An 18,208-nucleotide genomic window follows, 5' to 3' on the forward strand; every position below is an offset into this window, starting at 1 on the left:
TGTTAAACCTCCCTGGTCTTGATCAAGATAGGCTTGCGCAACGGGTTCATGAGACCGGCAACGAAGAACTCCCTAGGCTGTAGCTGCGCCAAAACGCTCTCGTTTATGTCCGCAAGGTCTAGGTATGTCGATATCTCTCTGACGTCGGTAGGCGCCGTGAGCCTGGAGAAAAACACCGTCCCCAGGTTGGCTCTTATGGAGGGGTCTATGTCTCCGACTATCCGCTGGCTGGCGAGCACCACCGAGAGACCCCACTTCCTCCCCTCCCTCACCGTTGTCTCAATCGCGTCTTTAGATATTGTCCACGTCTGGGGGGCGTAGTTCTGGGCCTCATCTATCACAAACACGGTGTTGGCGGATGCCTTCCCCCTCTTGACTCTGGCCCACGCCGCTTCGATAACCGACGCAACGATTGCCTGTTTTACGGAGAGGTCCGTGTCGTAGCTTAGGTCCACCACCACGGGGGTTGAGCCTATGGAGAGTATGTCATCTGGCGACTTCACCCTGTTGTTGAGCTCTTCGAAAAAGGCGCTGTCCACGAGGTGCTTGAGGTACAGCTCCACCTTCTCAATCGTCGAATCTCTCGCGCCAAGTCTCTTCATCACCCTCTTGACGTGGGCTATGAAGGCGTCTTTCGACCACCTACCTTCGTATGTCATAGTGGCGATCTCTAGGTACTCGCCGTGGGTCTGCCACTGGAGCTGCGCTACTCTAGCTATGACCGAGGCCAGGATGTTGGGAGGGATCTTAACCTCGGTGGATTTCACCACGGCGGAGTAGTGGGGGGCGTAGTCCACGCCGGTGTGGTCAAACACCACCACCCTGTAGCCCCTCGCCGCGAGCTCGTTCACCAACGCCCTTACCAACCTGGACTTCCCCACGCCCGTTGCGCCGAAGACGCCGACGTGGTGGGTTATATATCGGACATCTAGGGGCAACGCCCAGCCGGAGTACTTGTGCGCCCCAACGTATATGTAGTCGCCTTTGAGAGCCCCCTCCAACAGCGAGGCGTCTAGTAGATAGACCTTGGAGCCGGGGGTTACAACGTTTGTAACCTCGCCAACCCGGCCGTCTCTCACGGCGATGTAGGGCTTCACGATGGCGGAGGTATACGGCAGTAGTATGCCGTAGTCCACCATCTCCGGCTTGTCCACGTAGGGGGTCCTAACTCTGTCTCTAATTACAGGCTCTAGCTTCGTGATTCTCCTGAGGAAACCGACGACGACCTCCCCGGGGTTCTCCCGATCTACTACACCCACTAGCTGTTCTTCTACGGCGTAGCGCTCCGCGTTTCTGTATATCTGGACCGGTATCGCCCCCACCGTGGCGCCGCTTACCACAATCCCAAGCTCCCTCACGTTCCCCTATCCTAGTCAAGATATATCTCTATCTCCACCTTATCCCCGTCTCTCAAGCCTAACGCCTCGCGGAGCTTCACGGGGGCGATCACCTCTACGACGTCGGTCGGATGGTGCGTCCTCTCCGGCATCACCACGGCGCCCTCTATATCCCTTATCCTCGCCCGGAAGGCCTTCACGGCGCCGTATGTCCTAACCCCATCTGAAAAGCCGGGGATGTGGACGCCCGGGAGGCTGTCGAGGTACCTCCTATACGCCATCGACTTTGGGTCTAGCTTCAGATTTAACGTGCCGGGATACGGCGTAAACCCCAGTAGCCGCTCAACCGCGCGTCTGTAGCCTTCGAGGGACATATAGAAGGCCCCCTCCCCCAAGCCGCTTACCACCTGCCCAAGGAGCTTGAGGGACGCTATGTTGAAGTAGATCAGGAGGTCCCTAAGCACCGAACTGAGGAGGTCTTTCCCCCTCTGGCTCAGCTTAACCACCGGCCCCTCCTCGACGTATCCCCCCTCCCTCAAGTGCCTAAGGAGCTTGTAAAGCCCCTGGCGTGTTAAGCAAAGCCTTCTCGCGGCTTCAGACACCGGGAGGCCCTCAACCGAGGAGACGGCTATTAGATCCCCCACGAGCCGCCTATCTACGCACTCCATAGCTTTGAGGCGATGAGGCTGTAGAGCGTGGCCTTCGCCACGTCTGACACAACCTCTGCCCTGTTGACAGCCTCGGCAAGATCCCTCCCAACCGTCACAACGCCGTGTCTCTTTAACACGGCTGCGTTACGCCGCTCCAACGCCGATGCCACGGCCTCCGCCAACTCGGCCGTGCCGGGTTGGATATACGGCACCACGGCTATCTCGGTCCCAAGCTGCAACTCCGCCTCAGAGAGAAGCGATGGGTTTAGCCTCTCGGCGAGCACCGTCGGCAGTATGTCGTGTACGTGCACCACGGCGTTTACGTCTGGGCGTCTCCTGTATATAGCCACATGCATACGCCACTCGCTAGTCGGCTTGAGGCCTCCCTTGACTACCCTCCCCTCGAGGTCGATCCAGACAAGGTCGTCCACAGTTAGAAAGGGCTTGGGGCGGGTTGTGGGGGTGACCAAGACCTTATCTCCCACGCGCAACGAGACGTTGCCGGAGAGCAGAGTTAGATAGCCTCTCTCGTACAAAAGTTTTACATATCGTAAAAACTCCTCCTCTACCCCCATCCTACTCAGCCGGCAGAGGCCCTAGCCCGATTTTCTCGCGGAACTCGTTGTACTTATCCACCACCCTGCTGTGCCACCGCTCTAGCTCAGCCCTCTCGCCTGGGTAGGCCAGGTAGAGATCCCCTATCTCCTTGGCGTACTGGATAGACGTGCTGAGCTTTTTCAACAAGGCAGGTCTGCCGATGAACTGCATCATCACCCTCAGCTTGTCGACTATGGATATGTTCGTACCCTTCGCCGCCAGGTGGTATATCTCGTCCTCGTTGAGGATCTTCCGGGAGAGCCCGAAGTTGAGGTCGTCGTTGTCGAGAGTCTGAAGCATGAGGCGTAAGACGTCGAGCTGAGCCTGCCTATACCCCCACTCCCTCATGTAGAGGAGGTTGTACTCCCACAGCGCCTTCTCCGAGAAGTCCCCCGCCTCAAAGGCCTTCGATATAGCTCTAGAGGCGAGCTCCGCCGTGAGCAACGCTTGGCCGATCCCGCCGCCGTGTATCGGGTTGACCGCGGCGGCCGCGTCCCCAAGCGCAACTATCCCGTTCCCCACCAGGCTCTTCAGCGGTCTTCTCGTCGGTATGAACCCTCCCCCGATGTGGTACTTGCCCTTTATCTTAAACCGCGGCAGTATATACCTCTCGTAGTTCGTCCTCGGGTTCTGCTTCAGTATCCCCCAAATCCCCAACCCGACGTTGAGCATCGTGGCGCTCCTCGGAAAGATCCACCAGTAGCCCCCAGGCGCCGTGACCATGTCAAGATATATCTTGATGTACTGCGGAGAATCCAGAGGCTCCTCCACGTACACGATTTCCCTATAGGCGTGGGAGACGTCCTCAGGATGAAGCGGCTCCGAAATAGGCCAGCCCGCCAGCTTGCTCCTCAACACGGCGGCTGATCCCGAGGCGTCCACCACCACCTTCGCCGCAAACTCCTTAGGGCTACCCGTCCTCCTCTCCACAGCCCTTACGCCCACCACCGCCCCGTTGTCGACTAGGGGGGTCGTGGCCGTGTGTCCCTCGTATAGGACGGCCCCGGCCTTCACCGCCTCCTCAACCAACCACTTCCCCCACGCAAATCTATCCAGCACGTAGCCCTCCCCCTTTATGACAAGCCTGGTTTTCTCGTCAGGACTTATCAGCTCCACGCCTTCGATCTTGTTCTGAAACACCTTGGGGTTGGGGGTTATGTGCCTAGAGATCCTCTCCACGTGGTGTAGGCCTAGCCCATCGCCGCAGGTCTTAACCCCTATCTCCTGGCCGCTTTTAGACTCGAGGAGGGCGACCCTAAACCCGTTCTTGGCGAGGAGGTACGAGGCAAAAGCGCCAGCTGTCCCAGCCCCCACTACAACAACGTCAAATCTCTCTACCATCGAGGGGGAGATGCGTTGGATATTAAAAAATTAGAGCTTGAGGACGTCGCCAGGCTTCATTATGTACACCTTAGCCCGCGACACCGCCTCCACCCTCGCCTTGAAATCCTCGGGGTCTTGTCTAATAAGCGGGAAGGTGTTGTAGTGCATGGGCACCACCCTCCTAGGCCTCAGAAACTGCGTAGCTATGGCGGCCTCGCGCGGCCCCATGGTAAAGACGCTACCTATCGGCAACATCGCCACGTCTATGTCGTACAACTCCGCTATCAGCTCCATATCTCTAAACAAGCCCGTGTCCCCGGCGTGGTACACCGTCCCCTGGGGGGTAGCTATTACGAAGCCAGACGGCGCACCTCTGTTCGCCGTGTGTAATGCAGGGGTCATGTAGACCTCCACGCCGTCTCCCAACTTTATGGTGCCGCCTATGTTCATAGGCACAGTCTGCGCCTCGGGTATCCCCTTCTCGGCGACCTCAAGAGTTAGCTCGTATGTCCCAACTATCGGCGCGCCGGCGGCCTTGCTTATATCCACGGCGTCGCCCATGTGGTCGAAGTGGTCGTGCGTTATCAAGATGTGGGTTGGCCTCATGTTGGCAACCTCCTGTGGGGAGGTGGGCGACAGGGGGTTGGAGATCCAAGGGTCGATCAAGAGCTTCAGGCCCTGCACCTCCACCATAAACGCCGAGTGTCCAAACCACCTAATCTGCATAAACCGTGGTAGCTTGGAACTTATATCTTTTTCTTTAGGTCTAGCCTAAGCGCGTGGGCGTGAGGCGCGTAGACCCTAACGGAAAACCCCCTCTCGAGCTCTTTCACTATTTCCGAGAGCACCCTCCACTCCACCGGCTTCACGAGATATATCTTGAGGTGGTAGGTGTCGGTGGCAGGTGCGTAGCTCCACTTCACGTATCTCACGTAGCCTCCGCCCAGCCTTCTTACCAGCTCAGCCACCTTCTCAAACTCCTTCACGCCTTTAACCACCTAGGCCTTTATAAACACTACCGGAAGTACTCCTCCAACCTCGCGGAGAAGAGCGACTCTAGGAAAGCCCTGAGCTCCACGCTCTTCTCGTACTCCTCCCTGTCCACCTTCTCCCTTGCCTCCAGCACTCTCCAGGGGTCTCGCCCGTATTTGACCAGGAGCAGGGGCCGGCCGCCGGCACGTCTCGCGAACTCCACGAGCTTTTCCAGCTTCTCCGGCTCTAGCCTTATAGGCGAAGCTTTGGAACGGTATTTTACCTCAAACACCAACACCACCCCTCGGCATATAGCCACTATATCTGGGACGTACCTCTTCCTCACCCCGCCCCCTGAGGAACAGCCTCTCAACACGGCACAGCCACGCTCCCAGAAGTAGTTAGCCAGCTCTCTCTCCTTGGCTGAGCCCTTGCGTTTGACGCTCATAGGACCTCCACCTCCCTGTATACGTCGCATAGGAGTTTTTCCACCACGTCGCATCTAGCGCAGTCGCAACGGACCGCGCCTTTCACGATCTGTTCAACTAGGTGCGGGTCGAACGCCCCCGCGTCTAGAACTACGCCGTCTATGGCTCTGCCGAGTAGCGCCTTCAGCTCGCGCCTGCTTCTTACGTAGTAGAGGCCCGGCCCCCTATATTCGCCCCCTGGGTACACCGGAATTACGTTGCCCCTACGGATGGGAAGCCCCCACGCGTATATGACCGCGTCTGGCTTAAGCTCGCGCGCTAGGGCGAGCCAGATCCTGCTTCTGGCTTTTAAGGCCACCGCGCGGCTCTTCCTCAACGCGGCGTAGAGGCAACGAAGGTCGTCCCCCACCAGGGGAATCACTCTGGGGTCGGGCGGTTCACATGTAGGCGTAATCTGGGGGAGATCTACGTCGATATACCTCTCGCTGTAGATGTAGATCACAACTCCTCCTCGCCCTCTTCGGCTTCGCCCTCCTCTATGTACAATACGCCCAGGTCCTTGAGCTGGTTGTAAAGCTTCTGAACCGCCGTAGCCACGTCCTTCTCAGACTTAGCGCCTGTGCACACTATCTTCCCGGAGCCGAAGATGAGGATGACCACCCTCGGCGAAGACATCCTGTAAATGAGGCCGGGGAACTGCTCAGGCTCGTACATGGCGTTCTCCAACATAAGAACCGCCTGCTCTAGGTCGACCTCGGCGAAGAGGTTTCCGCTAGCCACAATGTTCTGTATCTGCACCTCGGGGTCGAAGGGCACATCCGCGCCGTGGTCCTTCAAGAGCTTCACTAGGGCTCTCACCGCGTTTTTTAAGTCCTCCTCGTTTTTAGCCCCCGTACACACCATCTTGCCTGTGCGGAAAATTAGGGCGGAGATCCTGGGCTTGGTAAGCCTAAGTATTAAGCCGGGGAATTGATCAGGGTTGTACTCGGCCATGGTGAGCCTTTCGGCGAGTTTTTCAAGGTCTAGCTCGACCCCTAGGTTGACGGTGGCCACAATGTTTTCAATGCGGTATGACGGCCCTTTTGAGGCCATACGCGAATTTATAAACCCATATTTAAATATCCCTAGTTTAAAATAGCGTAGACGGCTCCTCATTAAGTTTAAATATCTCCGCAGTCGTATCCCACATGGGAGGGAAAAAGAGACCTACTCTTAGCCAGCTGGCGAAGAAGGCCGAGAAGGAGAAGGTCCAGCAACAGCCGCAGAAGGGCAAGAAAGAGGTAAAGAAGGAGGAGGCCCAGGCCAAGAGGACAATACAGACGCTTGATGAGAAGGTCTTTCAGACCATCGCCAAGGAGGTCCAGAGCCTAAAGGTTGTAACCCCGTACGAGGTCGCCTCGAAGTACGGGATAAAGATGTCCATAGCGTTTAAGGTTCTTAGGAACCTGCGCGACAGGGGAGACTTGGTCCTAGTATCGAAGGGGCATAGGACCGAGATCTACGTGCCGGCCGGAAAGGCTAAAGCTTAATATCGCCTCTTCTCACGAGCTTCCTCAGGTTGACCACCCCCTCCTCCCTGAGCTCGACCACGTCCGCAGATCTGAGGATTTCGAGGGCGGCCCTCACCGCCCTATGTTCGACCTTCGCAAGCCTTGACACGTCCTCGACAAGTCTGATGACTCCCACGCTGGGGTATATAGAGAGGTAGTTCATCAAAGCGTCTATGACGGCCTCCGCCTTGGATCTATCAACCCTGGCCTCCTCCGCGAGTAAAGCCACTAGGGAGCCCCAGCTCGCCTCCTCCCTCTTCTCCTCGACTTTTGTCTCTTGGGGCTTTGGGGGTTGCGAAACGGCGGCAGGCCTCTGCTCCGGCGGCTGTTGTTGCTTCTGCTCCTGTCGCTTGGGCTGTGGCTGGGCCAACTTAGGCGTCTGCCTCCTCTGTTGCGGCGCTTTCTGTCTCGGAGCTGCCGTTAAGCTCTCGGTTAGGGGGAGGGCCAAGTTGCCGAAAACCGCCTCGGGGCCCGAGGTTAGACAGCCGGTTTTTGCACATATGACGGACTTGGCTAGGACGCCTAGAGCTTCCTGTCTAACCTTGCCGGCCTTGTAAAGCTCAGTGAGCACAGATATACGCCAGGGGGGAGATAAAAACTATGCCTCCTTGGCCTCGACGAGCCGCCAGTAGGCGATCTTCCCCCTCTTCACCTCTTTAACCACGTTCTCCTTCTCCAAAAGCTTCAGTATGTAGAATATCTGGGAGTGGCTAAGCCCAGTGAGCTGGATCAGTCTGCTGGTCGTTAACTCTCCGTAGGTCTTAAGGTACTCAATGATCTGCTCCTTACGTTCAAACACCTTGTCAGTCTGCCTCCTCGGCATGTAGGATGGCGCCTCTGGGCTTTTTTCACTGCCGTTGAAAAAAAGTAATACCCTAACCGTCTCTGAGTATGGCCACTCAATACTCGAAGAGCTTTATCATCTTGCGCATCTTGAGGTACTGGGCGTAGTCTACGTAGATCTTGTCGCGTAGCATCGCCTCGACGGTGGGCACAGCCGCGTTTTGTCTCTCCTTTATGAGGTCGGTGGCGGAGAAGACGTACGCGTTAGACCCAGCCCCGCTTCCAAACGTCACCACCAGTATCTTGTCGCCCGGCTTAGCTTGGTCCAACACCTTGGCGAACCCCATGAGCGCCGATGCGTTGTATGTGTTTCCAATGTGCGTCACCACTATCCCCGGCTTTACCTTTTCCATGGGTATATTAAGTGTCGAGGCCGCCCGTACGGGGAATCTCCCGTTTGGCTGATGGAACACCGCATATGCGAAGTCCGAGGGTTTGTACCCGTACGCGGCCATCAGCCCCCTCGCGGCGTTGATCACGTGGCGGAAGTAGGCGGGTTCGCCGGTGAAGCCTTCGCCGTGCATGGGATACGGCGAGCCTTCCCTTCTCCAGAAGTCCGGCGTGTCTGAGGCGTAGGCGTACGCCGCCTCAAGCTCCGCAGCCACCCCCTCTCTGCCCACCACCAGAGCCACTCCGCCGCTACTAGCGGAGTACTCCAGGTGCTCCCCGGGCTCTCCCTGCGACGTGTCGGCGCCGACGGTCATGCCGTATTCCACCTTCCCCGACTCCACTAGCCCAACCGCGGCCATCAACCCCTCGCTCCCGGCCTTACATGCAAACTCCATGTCGACCGCGAAGACGTTGTTGGAAAGGCCAAGCGCGTCGATTAAGATGGAGGAGATGGGCTTTACGGCGTATGGCTTAGACTCTGTGCCTACGTACACTGCCCCTATCCTTCTGGGGTCTAGGGTAGCCCTCCTCAGCGCCCTCCTGGCGGCCTCGACGGCTATTGTCACGGCGTCTTCGTCTATACCCTCAACGCTCTTCTCATCGACGAGGTATAGATCCACGATGCGGAGCGGGTCGTCGCCCCATATCCGCGCCACCTCCTCCGTCCTTATCCTGTACTTCGGTATATATGCCCCCCAGCTGACAACGCCGACGCGGCCCATGGTCACTCTACCGGCCGGAACTTATAGCCGTACATCACAAGCCCATGTTTCCCGTCTACCACAACCCTCCGGAAGACCGTCTCCACCTTCGTGCCTGGGGTCAGCTTATTGGGCTGGGCGTCTATGATCTGGCCGGTTACTCTTACGCCGTTTGCCAACTCCACGATGCCTATGATCAAGGGCTTCTGTTTGAGGAAGTCAGTCCCCACTTGGTAGAGCACGGTGAACTCGACGAGTTTTCCCTCTCGCGGCAACTCCACGTTTTCCAGCTCTAGGGATCCACATCTACATCTAACCACGGGCGGGAAATACGTAGCGCCACATTTCTTACACCTCTTCGCGACGAGGCGGTAGTACTGGGGGATGTTCCTCCAGTAGATTGGGACAGACTCGTGTTTCATACGTCGGCTTATAGCGTTTTGCTTTTATACTTTGTCATAACGCGACTACTGCAACGGTCGAAAACCGATCAACACCTCCCATGCTGTGTATAACGCCGTAGCTTCCATCTACGCGTTTGAACTCCCTGCCGAGGAGTTGCCAAGCCACCTCCACCAGCTGGTAGACCCCCGTGGCGCCAAGCACGTTGCCCCTCGACTTAAGCCCCCCGCTGAGGTTTACCGGTAGAGCGCCGTCTTTCACGGCGGCTAAGGCGCCGCCCTTCTGCGCCATGCCTAGACCCTCCACCGCCAACACACCCAGTATGGAGAACGAGTCGTGGACTTCGGCTGTGGCGATGTCCCTAGGCGTGATCTTTGCCTTTTTAAAAGCCAGCTGCGATGCATCGCGCAGGCTGTATAAAACGTCGTAGTCCTCTCTTGCGTTAAACGGCGTAGAGTTTGTGGAGGCGGATACCGACAAGAGGCGGGGTCCGTCTTTCCTGTTGTTACACAACACCGCCGCAGCCGCCCCATCGGCGAGAGGGCCTATGTCGTATAGACGTAGCGGCTCGCTTACAAGCTCGCTGTTTACCGCATCCTCTAGCTTGACCTGCCTCCTCAGGTAGGCATAGGGATTGCCAACGCCGTTATTGTGCATCAACAAAGCCCATTGCGCCAGATCTTCATACCTGTATTCATACTTCTTGAGATACATCTTCGCCATCAAGGCCGCTTGCGATAGGGGGGTAACGCCGAAGTACCTCTCGAAGTAGGTATCGACCACGGCAGCGTATATGTCCTGCTGTTGGTTTGACAACACGTCGTTGGGTTTATCTACGCCCACTACCGCGACGCAGTTGTACTCCTCGGACTTGAGCAAACCATAGGCCATGGAAATGGCGGCGCCTCCGGAGCCGTCGCCGTTTTCGACCCTAAACGCCGGAGTTTTGTTAAGCCCAAGCGACTCAAGTATGTAGGAGCCGAGGAGCTGTTGCCTCTCGGCAAGTTCGGCGGTCGAGGAGGCCACCAACACGGCGTCTACGTCGACTCCGGCGTCGCCTATGGCCTTTTCCAACACCTCGGCCGCCATGTCGTCTATGTTCTTGCCGTAGTGTCTGCCGACTGGGTGAAGCGCCGCGCCTACTATATATACGTCTTTCATCGAAGAGTTTTAAAGCCAAGATATTAAAAATTTCCAATGGAAGTTAAGCTTCACGAGTTCGAGAAGATATACGGCGACGCCAACAAAGCCGCGGAGGCGCGCCGACAGTACCTGGAGAAGGTCACAGGCGTCAAGCTGGAGAACATCGGCAAGACCGTGATAGACCTAAACACGGTGGTGGGCCGCAACATAGAGAACGTGATTGGCGCGGTGCAGGTGCCGGTGGGGGTCGCGGGTCCTTTGTTAATCCACGGCGATTACGCCCGCGGCCAGTTCTACATCCCCTTGGCCACCACCGAGGGCGCTCTGGTGGCCTCGGTAAACAGAGGGGCTAAACTCATCACAGAGTCCGGCGGAGCTAGAGCGAAGGTTTTGAGAGACGGCATGGCTAGAGCCCCGCTCTTCAGACTCCCCTCTCTCATAGACGCGGTGGAGTTCGTCCAGTGGATAAACCAGAACGTGGAAGAAATAAAGAAGGCCGCGGAGTCTACGACGAGCATAGGAAGGCTGAGGGAGATACAGCCATACGTCGTAGGCAACTACGTGTGGCTTAGGATGGTTTTCTTCACCGGCGACGCCATGGGCATGAACATGGTCACCATAGCGTCAGACGCCGCCGCGAGATACATACAGGAGAGGTTTCCAAAGGCCAAGCTCGTGGCGTTAAGCGGAAACCTCTGCGTAGACAAGAAGGCCAACGCGGTGAACTTCCTCCTGGGGAGGGGGAAGACTGTGGTTGCCGAGGCGGTTATCAAGAGGGAAATCCTCCAGAGGATGGGGGTCACGCCTGAGGAGGTGCACGAGGTGAACATCAGGAAGAATCTGCTGGGCTCGGCGCTGGCGCACTCCTACGGCTTCAACGCACATTTCGCGAACATAGTCGCAGCGGTTTTCATCGCCACCGGCCAAGACGTAGCTCAGGTGGTCGAGTCCAGCATGGGCATCACGTCCACCGAGGCGAGGGAGGAGGGGCTCTACATCTCCGTCTTTCTACCAAGCCTGGAGGTGGGCACCGTCGGCGGCGGCACCAGACTGCCGACGCAGAGGGAGGCCCTGGAGCTACTCGGCGTCGCTGGCTCGGGAAACCCGCCGGGCACCAACGCCCTCAAATTCGCCGAGATCATCGCGGCGGCGGTGCTCGCCGGCGAGGCAAATCTGCTCATCGCCCTAGCCCGGAACGAGCTGGCGTCGGCACACGAGAGACTTGGGAGAGCTAAGAGGTGAGAGATTGGCTTATCTTGTGGGCGAACTGCCGTATCTTGGGAAGTAGGTTCTCTATGTGCCAAAGCGGGTTTACGAACACTATAAGCCACCCCCTCTTGTTTGGAAGCTCAAAAATGCCGACTTTGTAGTTCGCGTATTTCACCGTCACGTAGTTGAACTCGCCGAGGCTCTCGTCTTGGTTCTGCTTAATTATGTTTATTATCTCTATGAGGTTTGTAACCTGGCGCAACGTTTTCGCGGTCAAGGTGTTGGGCAGGTGATGTATAAGAGGGACGCCTCGCTCGTCTAGGATAGTAACCCCGTGTATAGCCTCGTTTATTATCTCGGTTACTATCACCCTTTTCAAGTCCGTAGCCGCCGAGGTCTTGTTGTCCGTCTTATGCGGCGAAACGTAAATTACCACGAACATACGTGTACAAGCTGTTTAAAAGCTTTTATATGGCTGTGTGAAAAGGACGTCTTTTCCATCGACCCGGACCGTTTGTCTCCAGGCGGCCATAGCTGATCTTGACCCACGCCTAGGGACTTTCTCCTCGCCCACGCCGTCATGGGCATCCACGATACCTCAGGCATGGGGCGGGGTGACCCTCCGCGGATGCTCTCCTTTCGAGCTGAGGTGGGAGCTGGGAGGCGGCTGTGCTGGACATGTACGCTGTTCTGCGTCTCCTTTTAGCCCATCCTCGCCCTAAAGGGCGGGGCTCCAGTTTGTAATACGGCTAACGGTTTTTAACCACAAGCTACGACAGTTATGTGGCCGAGTTTGAGGAGAACTTTGAGGAGTTTGAGGAGGAGGTTAAGGAGTACGAGGGGGAGGCCATAGAGGAGGGGAAGATAAAGGGCGTTGTGTCCAACTCTATCCCGCCGTCGATCGTGCTCTCTATAGTGTATGATGGAACCGAAGGGAAGGCGTTGGTCAAGCTCTACGACCCGGTTAACGACGTCGTCTACTACTGGTACGACAACAGCGGACACAAGCCTTACCTAATAGCGATGAAGACCCCCGAGGAGCTGGTAGAAAAACACCCAGAGGTCTTACGTCACCCCGGCTTCAGCCACTTAGGGATAGAGGAGAAGTACGACGCGTTGCACGACCGCAAGGTCGTCGTTACGAAGGTATACGCCAAGGACCCACTGTCGGTTGGCGGGGGGAAAAACTCGCTTAGGGATATCATAGGCGAGACTTGGGAGTCGAGGATAAAGTACCACCATAGCTACCTCTTCGACAGGAACATCATCCCAGGGATGTGGTACCGGGCGAACGGCAACGGGCTTACGCCGCTGGAGATCGCGATACCCGAGGAGGTGAAGTCGTCGCTGGGCAACATATTCAAGTCTGAACACGCCAAGGTGGCCGAGGAGTGGATACCGCTTTTCCAAGCCCCAGTTCCACACATCAGAAGAGTGGCGATAGACGTGGAGATATACACGCCGCAGGAAAACAGAATCCCGGACCCCAAGGAGGCTGAGTACGAGGTTATCTCGGTAGCGCTTGTGGGGAGCGACGGCCTAAGACGCGTCTTGATGCTACGTAGGCCAGATGTCGAGGCGGAGCTAAGGTATAGGCCCGACTATGAGATAATGTTCTTCGACAGCGAATACGACCTGCTTAGGGAGGTTTTCAAAACCATCGTGCAGTACCCCATAGTTGTGACCTTCAACGGGGACAACTTCGACCTGCCGTATCTATACAACAGAGCCGTAGCCCTCGGTATACCGAAGGAGGAGGTGCCGATAGCCGTGAAGAGGGATTACGTCAGCGTGGCCCCCGGCGTCCACATAGATATGTTTAAGTTCTTCGCCATAAAGGCCGTAGAGGCCTACGCCTTCGGCGGCGTCTACAGAGGAGAGAGGGGGCTCGACGGGATAGCTTACGCGATACTCGGCGTGGGCAAGGTCGAGAGGCAGAAGAACGTATCTAGGATGGGGTACTGGGAGTTGGCCGAGTACAACTACAGAGACGCCTTGATCACCCTATACTTCACCTTGTACAACGGCGAGATGGTAATGAAGCTGATAATGTTGCTGTCCAGAATAGCCAAAATGCCCATAGAAGACATCACGAGATCCCAAGTCTCAGCGTGGATCCGAAACATGCTGTACTATGAACACAGAAGGAGGGGGTGGCTTATCCCCAACAAGGAGGATATCCTAAGGGAGAAGGGGTCTGTCCACACAAAGGCGATAATCAAGGGCAAGAAATACGCAGGCGCCGTTGTGTTGGATCCGCCGCTCGGCGTGTTTTTCAACGTCTACGTGTTAGACTTCGCCTCTCTGTACCCCTCCATAATAAGCAAGTGGAACCTCTCCTACGAGACCGTGAACTGTAGACAAGACGCCGAGAGGCCTATACCCGAGCTACCCCATACCATATGCCGCGATAGGCCGGGGCTGACGAGTACCCTGGTGGGAATACTCAGAGACCTCAGAGTTCACGTGTATAAGAAGCTGGCTAAGAAGGCGCCTACGCCAGCCGAGCGGCAGCTCTACGACGTAGTCCAGAGCGCCATGAAGGTCTTCATAAACGCCTCATACGGCGTTTTCGGCGCCGAGACCTTCCCCCTCTACTGCCCGCCCGTGGCGGAGCTCACCACGGCGCTTGCTAGATACATAATGACGAGCACGGTGCTCAAGGCCATAGAGCTTGGCATGATCCCTGTCTACGGAGATACAGACTCGCTATTTCTGTGGAACGTAACTGAGGACAAGATAAAGCGGCTTGTGCAATACGCCGAGGAGATAGGCATAGACATCGAGCTAGACAAGATCTACAAATTCGTCATGTTTAGCGGGAGGAAGAAGAACTACCTCGGCGTGACAAACGATGGAAGCGTCATAGTGAAGGGGATTGTGGCTAAGAAGCGCAATGCGCCGTTGTTTGTAAAAGAGCTAGTCGAAGAGATCATAGACAACCTAAAGAACATAAATAACGTAGATGATATGGTCAAGGTGAGAGATGTTGTAATATCTATGGTGAAAGACACCGAGGCTAAGATCAGAGAGAAGAAGATCACCCTTGATAAACTCGGCATAAAGATGGTCTTAAGCAAAAACCTAGACGAGTACACCAAGAACAAGCCGCAACACGTGAAAGCCGCCGAGCAGTTGGTCAAATACGGCATACCCGTGGGGAGGGGAGACGCCATTATATTGATAAAGACGAAGGACGCCGTCGGCGTTAAGCCCATACAGCTGGCACGCGTGGATGAAATAGACGAAAAGAAGTACATGGAATATGTAAGCACGTCCCTTGAACAGATCCTCGAGGCGATGGGGGTCTCGATAGAGGAACTACGGGGTGCTATGAAGCTACTCTAGCTCCTCCTCTTCGGCGGTTAGATTCGTCACAACCCCCCTCAAAATCTCGTCGGTTGTGGCGTCGTCTATGTAGGGAAAGACCACCGTGGCGTCTCCCACCTGTAGATTCTCGCCGGCCCACTGGGCTCCGTGTACAATCTCGAAGATGGGCAACGTCACCTCGACCTTGTCCTCTATCCTTTTTGGGGAGTACTTCCTCACCTTTTCCAGAAGCTCCCTCGGCAGAGGCGCCGGGTAGGAGACCGAGTAGAAGTCTCTTAAAACGATGAAATCCGACGCGGTGGGGTCCCAAGACTTCAACAACTCAGCCGCCACGTCTTTTACGGCATTGAACACGTCTTTGTTGACCACCTCCTTGTTTAACACCGCGCCTTTGGAGATCTTGGCCACGACGCTCACGACGTTGGCCACCTCTTGCTATTTAAATTTTCAGGAGCCTCTCAGGCCCGCCGCGATGCGGGCCATGCGGTAGACCGCGGCGATGTTGACTAGAGCTATATATAGATATAGCATGGGGCTCTGTAGTTGCGGCGCTACTTCCCCCGCCACCGCCGTCAGAAATAGGTACGCCACACGTTCTCCCCTTTCCATAAATCCGACCCCGCGCACCTCCAGCCCTAGGGATTCGCCACGGCATCTGGCGTAGCTTATGGCAAACGTCCCCAAGAGCCCTAGATAGAGAGCCAGCGGGTCGGCTTGGCGTAGGAAGTACAGGAGGTAGGCGGCGTCTGAGTACCTATCCATGAAAGAGTCTAGAAACGCCCCCCTCCTCGTGGCGACGCCTTTGCTTCTCGCCACCGCCCCGTCGAGGCCGTCTAGCAAGCCGGAGAGCAGTATATAGAGCCACGGGGGGTGGCCGAAAAACAACACCAGCGGTACGCCGGCCCAGGCAACCAGGGCAGACAGAGCTGTTAAAACGTTTGGGCTCAGCGGTATGTACCTCCCTACTCTGTCCATGTTTACATACCTCCTGAGCTTCTCAGAGACCACGGCGGGCTGAGTCCACAGCTAATTATCTCTATCGAGCCTGAGCTTGGACAGCCTCCAGGCCACGTAGACTGCGGCTTGCCACGACATATACGGCGTAGGACCTAGGGAGATCCAGACCGCATGTTTTGCCAAAAACGCCTCGTCCTCGGAGGACAGCCCGTCGTGATCTCCGAAGACGTATAGGGCATCCCCCTCCAGAGGTACCTCCGAGATGTCCCGCCCCCTCTCGTGTAGGTAGTAGACGCGCCTGTAGCTGTTGACCACGGACCTTAGATCCGTCTTTAAGGCCTGCGTCGAAAGGAGCCACGACGCTATCTCGCGGCTCCGCCCTTTGTGGGGGGAGACGAGGTGGTATGTAGTGCCGTCGCAGAGCATGATGTAGACCTCCCGCGCGCCGCCTCTTAAGGCCTCTACGGCGAAGTCGATAAGTACGTCGAAGCGCCCCTTGACGAGGTTGTGTGGATCTATAGACCAGGGGCAGGCGACGTCGCTCTTTATTAAAAAGCTCAAATGACCTGTTGCAGAGGTATCCTCTTCTTCCTCTCCTCCCTCGGCCGTACCTTTATGATTCCGAAGAACACGGCGCAGTTTATGCAGTACGTCTTTGTGACAAGGTAGCGGGATATGATGACTCCCTGCTTCTCAAGCTCCCTCGCCAGATCGGGCGGCACCGGGGAGTAGGGGACGGTTAGCCTAACGGATTTAGATCTAGGCGTTATTTTCCCACAGTTGTCGCAGTGGACGTATGGCTCCCTCCCCTTGTCGCCCTTCTTTCGACCTCTATTCTTCCTCTTTTTTGGCACAGCGCTACCATCTAAACCGTTTTAAAATTTTTCGCTTTGGGCCTAATAGCGCTCTGAAAGCCTAAGCCAGAGCTCCGCCCGCCTCTCGCCACACGCCAGATCGCGCGCGTCGTAGCCCCCAATGGATGCCTCGGAGTCCATGGGTATGCCGAGCGCGTCTGCGCCTAATAGCTCCTGTATCTTCATGCCGCACTGGTTGTCGCCGCTCCAGGGCACCTCCACTACCTTCCCCTCCTTGATAGCTTTTTTCGCCTCCTCAAGACTCTGGACTTTAACGATCTTGCTTCTGAGCTCCTCCCAAGCTCTCCTGCGGAGGTTGTCCTCCACCGCCTTCATGAGCTCTCTCACAGCGTCTACCAACTCGCCTAGCGCAACGGCGTATTTCTCCAAGGTATCTCTCCGCGTCACCACGACCTGCCTCTTTTCCACATCCCGTTTTCCTACCTCGAGGCGCAGGGGGACGCCCTTGAGCTCCCAGTAGTAGAACTTCCACCCAGGCGTTTTATCCCTCCTATCGTCTACATGTAGGCGGAGCCCAGCCCCTTTTAGAGCGGCGACGACCTCCTCTACGAACTTCATCACAAGCGGCATCTCCTCGTCGCTGTAGTATATCGGCACCACGGCTATCTGGATGGGGGCTAGTTTAGGCGGTAGCGTTGTCCCTCCGTCGTCGCCATGTGTTATAAGCATAGCCGCTATGCTTCTCTCTGAGATCCCGTAGGAGGTCGTGTGGGCTAGTTTCCGCGTCCCATCGGCGTCTAGATAGGTCACCTCGAACACCCTAGTGAAGTTTGTGCCGAGGTAGTGCGCAGTCCCTATCTGGAGCGTTCTGCCGTCTGGCAACACCGTGTCAAAGGCTATGGTGTATTCAGCGCCGGCGAACTTATCCCAGTCCGGCCTTTTGTTTATCATATAGGCTAGGCACATCTCGTCGAAAATTCTCTTGTATATCTCGACGGCTTCGCGGACCTGACGCTCCGCGTCTTCTCTATCTACGTGGACGGTGTGCGCCTCCTTAAACATGCTGATCTCCCTCAGCCGTATCATCGGGTGCGTCATCTTCGTCTCGGCTCTAAACACGCTCACTATCTGGTACAGCCTCAGCGGTAGGTCTTTATAGTCTTGGATCCAGAGTTTCACCATCGGCATTATCGCCGTCTCTGAGGTAGGCCTTAGGACAAGTCTCTCGCCGCCCTCGCCGCCTTTAGATACCCAGAACACCTCCTTCTCGAATCCTCTTATGTGTTGCGACTCTTTGCCAAAGAACTCATACGGTATAAAGACCGGAAAGAGCACCTCCTCGTGCCCGGTCTCGTCGTGTACGCGCCTGATCAACTCTTCCACGTTGCGCCGCAACTTCATGCCGTAGGGCCGCCATACGTAGGCGCCTTTTACGGGATATCTAACATCGTAAAGCTCGGCCTCTCGGAGAAGCCAGTGGAACCACTCTATTACGTTCTTCAGCTTCTCCTTCGGGTGAGGTCTAGCAGATCTCAGGAGCTCCATGCCGGTGTGTAAGGGA

The 18,208-nt window shown here is 56.4% G+C and carries 23 protein-coding genes; 3 read left to right on the forward strand and 20 right to left on the reverse strand.

All coding sequences use genetic code 11. The annotated features are described in order from the left end of the window. Window positions 1–2 precede the first annotated feature (2 nt). The 9 genes from TNEU_RS06775 to TNEU_RS06815 are packed head-to-tail and all read right to left on the reverse strand — an operon-like array spanning window position 3 to window position 6,399. The gene (locus TNEU_RS06775; RefSeq protein ID WP_012350689.1) at window positions 3–1,358 is read right to left on the reverse strand and encodes an ATP-binding protein; all 1,356 of its coding nucleotides are present in this window, start codon (window positions 1,356–1,358) and stop codon (window positions 3–5) included. A gap of 11 nt (window positions 1,359–1,369) precedes the next feature. Further along, window positions 1,370–2,005, reverse strand: a complete 636-nt coding sequence (locus TNEU_RS06780) for a DUF120 domain-containing protein (RefSeq protein WP_012350690.1) — start codon at window positions 2,003–2,005, stop codon at window positions 1,370–1,372. Next, window positions 1,993–2,562 (reverse strand): class II aldolase/adducin family protein, encoded by a 570-nt coding sequence (locus tag TNEU_RS06785; RefSeq protein ID WP_012350691.1) that lies wholly within the window; start codon window positions 2,560–2,562, stop codon window positions 1,993–1,995. Before TNEU_RS06785 ends, TNEU_RS06780 begins: the two co-directional genes overlap by 13 nt. Window position 2,563: 1 nt before the next feature. Then, window positions 2,564–3,925 (reverse strand): digeranylgeranylglycerophospholipid reductase, encoded by a 1,362-nt coding sequence (locus tag TNEU_RS06790; protein WP_012350692.1) that lies wholly within the window; start codon window positions 3,923–3,925, stop codon window positions 2,564–2,566. A gap of 30 nt (window positions 3,926–3,955) precedes the next feature. Next, the gene (locus TNEU_RS06795; protein WP_012350693.1) at window positions 3,956–4,633 is read right to left on the reverse strand and encodes a metal-dependent hydrolase; all 678 of its coding nucleotides are present in this window, start codon (window positions 4,631–4,633) and stop codon (window positions 3,956–3,958) included. A gap of 20 nt (window positions 4,634–4,653) precedes the next feature. After that, window positions 4,654–4,893 (reverse strand): hypothetical protein, encoded by a 240-nt coding sequence (locus tag TNEU_RS06800; protein ID WP_012350694.1) that lies wholly within the window; start codon window positions 4,891–4,893, stop codon window positions 4,654–4,656. A gap of 29 nt (window positions 4,894–4,922) precedes the next feature. Continuing rightward, entirely contained in the window at window positions 4,923–5,327 is a 405-nt protein-coding gene (hjc, locus tag TNEU_RS06805) for a Holliday junction resolvase Hjc (RefSeq protein ID WP_012350695.1), read from the reverse strand. Beyond that, the gene (locus TNEU_RS06810; RefSeq protein WP_012350696.1) at window positions 5,324–5,809 is read right to left on the reverse strand and encodes a hypothetical protein; all 486 of its coding nucleotides are present in this window, start codon (window positions 5,807–5,809) and stop codon (window positions 5,324–5,326) included. Before TNEU_RS06810 ends, hjc begins: the two co-directional genes overlap by 4 nt. Next, on the reverse strand, window positions 5,806–6,399 hold the full coding sequence (locus TNEU_RS06815; RefSeq protein ID WP_012350697.1) for a TATA-box-binding protein: 594 nt from the start codon (window positions 6,397–6,399) through the stop codon (window positions 5,806–5,808). Before TNEU_RS06815 ends, TNEU_RS06810 begins: the two co-directional genes overlap by 4 nt. 95 nt (window positions 6,400–6,494) lie before the next feature. Here TNEU_RS06815 and TNEU_RS06820 point away from each other — a divergent pair, with 95 nt between their 5' ends. After that, a complete protein-coding gene (locus TNEU_RS06820) occupies window positions 6,495–6,836 on the forward strand; it encodes a 30S ribosomal protein S25e (protein WP_012350698.1) in 342 nt (113 codons plus the stop codon). Here TNEU_RS06820 and TNEU_RS06825 read toward each other — a convergent pair. The 5 genes from TNEU_RS06825 to TNEU_RS06845 form a co-directional block, all read right to left on the reverse strand. Continuing rightward, window positions 6,826–7,428 carry a hypothetical protein gene (locus TNEU_RS06825; protein ID WP_012350699.1) on the reverse strand — a complete coding sequence of 201 codons (603 nt, stop codon included), beginning with the start codon at window positions 7,426–7,428 and terminating at the stop codon, window positions 6,826–6,828. The genes TNEU_RS06820 and TNEU_RS06825 overlap by 11 nt on opposite strands. Before the next feature lie 27 nt (window positions 7,429–7,455). Further along, complete coding sequence (locus TNEU_RS06830) at window positions 7,456–7,680, reverse strand: FaeA/PapI family transcriptional regulator (protein WP_012350700.1); 225 nt, start codon at window positions 7,678–7,680, stop codon at window positions 7,456–7,458. Between the two features lie 76 nt (window positions 7,681–7,756). Beyond that, on the reverse strand, window positions 7,757–8,812 hold the full coding sequence (locus TNEU_RS06835; protein WP_012350701.1) for a hydroxymethylglutaryl-CoA synthase: 1,056 nt from the start codon (window positions 8,810–8,812) through the stop codon (window positions 7,757–7,759). Window positions 8,813–8,814: 2 nt separating this feature from the next. Next, the gene (locus tag TNEU_RS06840) at window positions 8,815–9,213 is read right to left on the reverse strand and encodes a Zn-ribbon domain-containing OB-fold protein (protein ID WP_012350702.1); all 399 of its coding nucleotides are present in this window, start codon (window positions 9,211–9,213) and stop codon (window positions 8,815–8,817) included. A gap of 34 nt (window positions 9,214–9,247) precedes the next feature. Continuing rightward, window positions 9,248–10,354, reverse strand: coding sequence for a thiolase family protein (locus tag TNEU_RS06845; RefSeq protein WP_012350703.1), 1,107 nt, complete (start codon window positions 10,352–10,354; stop codon window positions 9,248–9,250). Window positions 10,355–10,390: 36 nt separating this feature from the next. Here TNEU_RS06845 and hmgA point away from each other — a divergent pair, with 36 nt between their 5' ends. Continuing rightward, complete coding sequence (gene hmgA / locus TNEU_RS06850; protein WP_012350704.1) at window positions 10,391–11,578, forward strand: hydroxymethylglutaryl-CoA reductase (NADPH); 1,188 nt, start codon at window positions 10,391–10,393, stop codon at window positions 11,576–11,578. Here the strand turns inward: hmgA and TNEU_RS06855 are convergent. Next, window positions 11,568–11,981: a hypothetical protein gene (locus TNEU_RS06855; protein WP_148682511.1), complete on the reverse strand. Its 414-nt coding sequence runs from the start codon at window positions 11,979–11,981 to the stop codon at window positions 11,568–11,570. The genes hmgA and TNEU_RS06855 overlap by 11 nt on opposite strands. 347 nt (window positions 11,982–12,328) lie before the next feature. Between TNEU_RS06855 and TNEU_RS06860 the strand changes: the two genes are divergently transcribed. Beyond that, on the forward strand, window positions 12,329–14,893 hold the full coding sequence (locus TNEU_RS06860) for a DNA-directed DNA polymerase I (protein ID WP_012350706.1): 2,565 nt from the start codon (window positions 12,329–12,331) through the stop codon (window positions 14,891–14,893). On the opposite strand, the gene TNEU_RS06865 is transcribed toward TNEU_RS06860, so the two are convergent. From TNEU_RS06865 to proS, 5 genes are read right to left on the reverse strand one after another with little or no spacing between them, the layout of a single operon-like run. Further along, window positions 14,885–15,292, reverse strand: coding sequence for a DUF2286 domain-containing protein (locus tag TNEU_RS06865; protein WP_012350707.1), 408 nt, complete (start codon window positions 15,290–15,292; stop codon window positions 14,885–14,887). The genes TNEU_RS06860 and TNEU_RS06865 overlap by 9 nt on opposite strands. A 30-nt stretch (window positions 15,293–15,322) precedes the next feature. Continuing rightward, complete coding sequence (locus tag TNEU_RS06870; RefSeq protein ID WP_012350708.1) at window positions 15,323–15,883, reverse strand: CDP-alcohol phosphatidyltransferase family protein; 561 nt, start codon at window positions 15,881–15,883, stop codon at window positions 15,323–15,325. Between the two features lie 18 nt (window positions 15,884–15,901). Then, a complete protein-coding gene (locus TNEU_RS06875; RefSeq protein ID WP_012350709.1) occupies window positions 15,902–16,393 on the reverse strand; it encodes a tRNA (pseudouridine-N1)-methyltransferase in 492 nt (163 codons plus the stop codon). Next, on the reverse strand, window positions 16,390–16,686 hold the full coding sequence (locus TNEU_RS06880) for a 30S ribosomal protein S26e (RefSeq protein WP_012350710.1): 297 nt from the start codon (window positions 16,684–16,686) through the stop codon (window positions 16,390–16,392). The genes TNEU_RS06875 and TNEU_RS06880 overlap by 4 nt, the downstream gene beginning before the upstream one ends. A gap of 42 nt (window positions 16,687–16,728) precedes the next feature. Further along, a complete protein-coding gene (gene proS, locus TNEU_RS06885; protein ID WP_012350711.1) occupies window positions 16,729–18,192 on the reverse strand; it encodes a proline--tRNA ligase in 1,464 nt (487 codons plus the stop codon). Window positions 18,193–18,208: the final 16 nt, after the last annotated feature.

It is taken from the genome of Pyrobaculum neutrophilum V24Sta (genome assembly GCF_000019805.1).
GTDB lineage: Archaea > Thermoproteota > Thermoprotei > Thermoproteales > Thermoproteaceae > Pyrobaculum > Pyrobaculum neutrophilum.

Coding starts and splice junctions, on each gene's coding strand:
- TNEU_RS06780 (WP_012350690.1), bottom strand. CDS start 2,005: ATGGAGTGCGTAGATAGGCGGCTCGTGGGGGATCTAATAGCCGTCTCC.
- TNEU_RS06785 (WP_012350691.1), bottom strand. CDS start 2,562: ATGGGGGTAGAGGAGGAGTTTTTACGATATGTAAAACTTTTGTACGAG.
- TNEU_RS06790 (WP_012350692.1), bottom strand. CDS start 3,925: ATGGTAGAGAGATTTGACGTTGTTGTAGTGGGGGCTGGGACAGCTGGC.
- TNEU_RS06795 (WP_012350693.1), bottom strand. CDS start 4,633: ATGCAGATTAGGTGGTTTGGACACTCGGCGTTTATGGTGGAGGTGCAG.
- hjc (WP_012350695.1), bottom strand. CDS start 5,327: ATGAGCGTCAAACGCAAGGGCTCAGCCAAGGAGAGAGAGCTGGCTAAC.
- TNEU_RS06815 (WP_012350697.1), bottom strand. CDS start 6,399: ATGGCCTCAAAAGGGCCGTCATACCGCATTGAAAACATTGTGGCCACC.
- TNEU_RS06820 (WP_012350698.1), top strand. CDS start 6,495: ATGGGAGGGAAAAAGAGACCTACTCTTAGCCAGCTGGCGAAGAAGGCC.
- TNEU_RS06830 (WP_012350700.1), bottom strand. CDS start 7,680: ATGCCGAGGAGGCAGACTGACAAGGTGTTTGAACGTAAGGAGCAGATC.
- TNEU_RS06835 (WP_012350701.1), bottom strand. CDS start 8,812: ATGGGCCGCGTCGGCGTTGTCAGCTGGGGGGCATATATACCGAAGTAC.
- TNEU_RS06840 (WP_012350702.1), bottom strand. CDS start 9,213: ATGAAACACGAGTCTGTCCCAATCTACTGGAGGAACATCCCCCAGTAC.
- TNEU_RS06845 (WP_012350703.1), bottom strand. CDS start 10,354: ATGAAAGACGTATATATAGTAGGCGCGGCGCTTCACCCAGTCGGCAGA.
- hmgA (WP_012350704.1), top strand. CDS start 10,391: ATGGAAGTTAAGCTTCACGAGTTCGAGAAGATATACGGCGACGCCAAC.
- proS (WP_012350711.1), bottom strand. CDS start 18,192: ATGGAGCTCCTGAGATCTGCTAGACCTCACCCGAAGGAGAAGCTGAAG.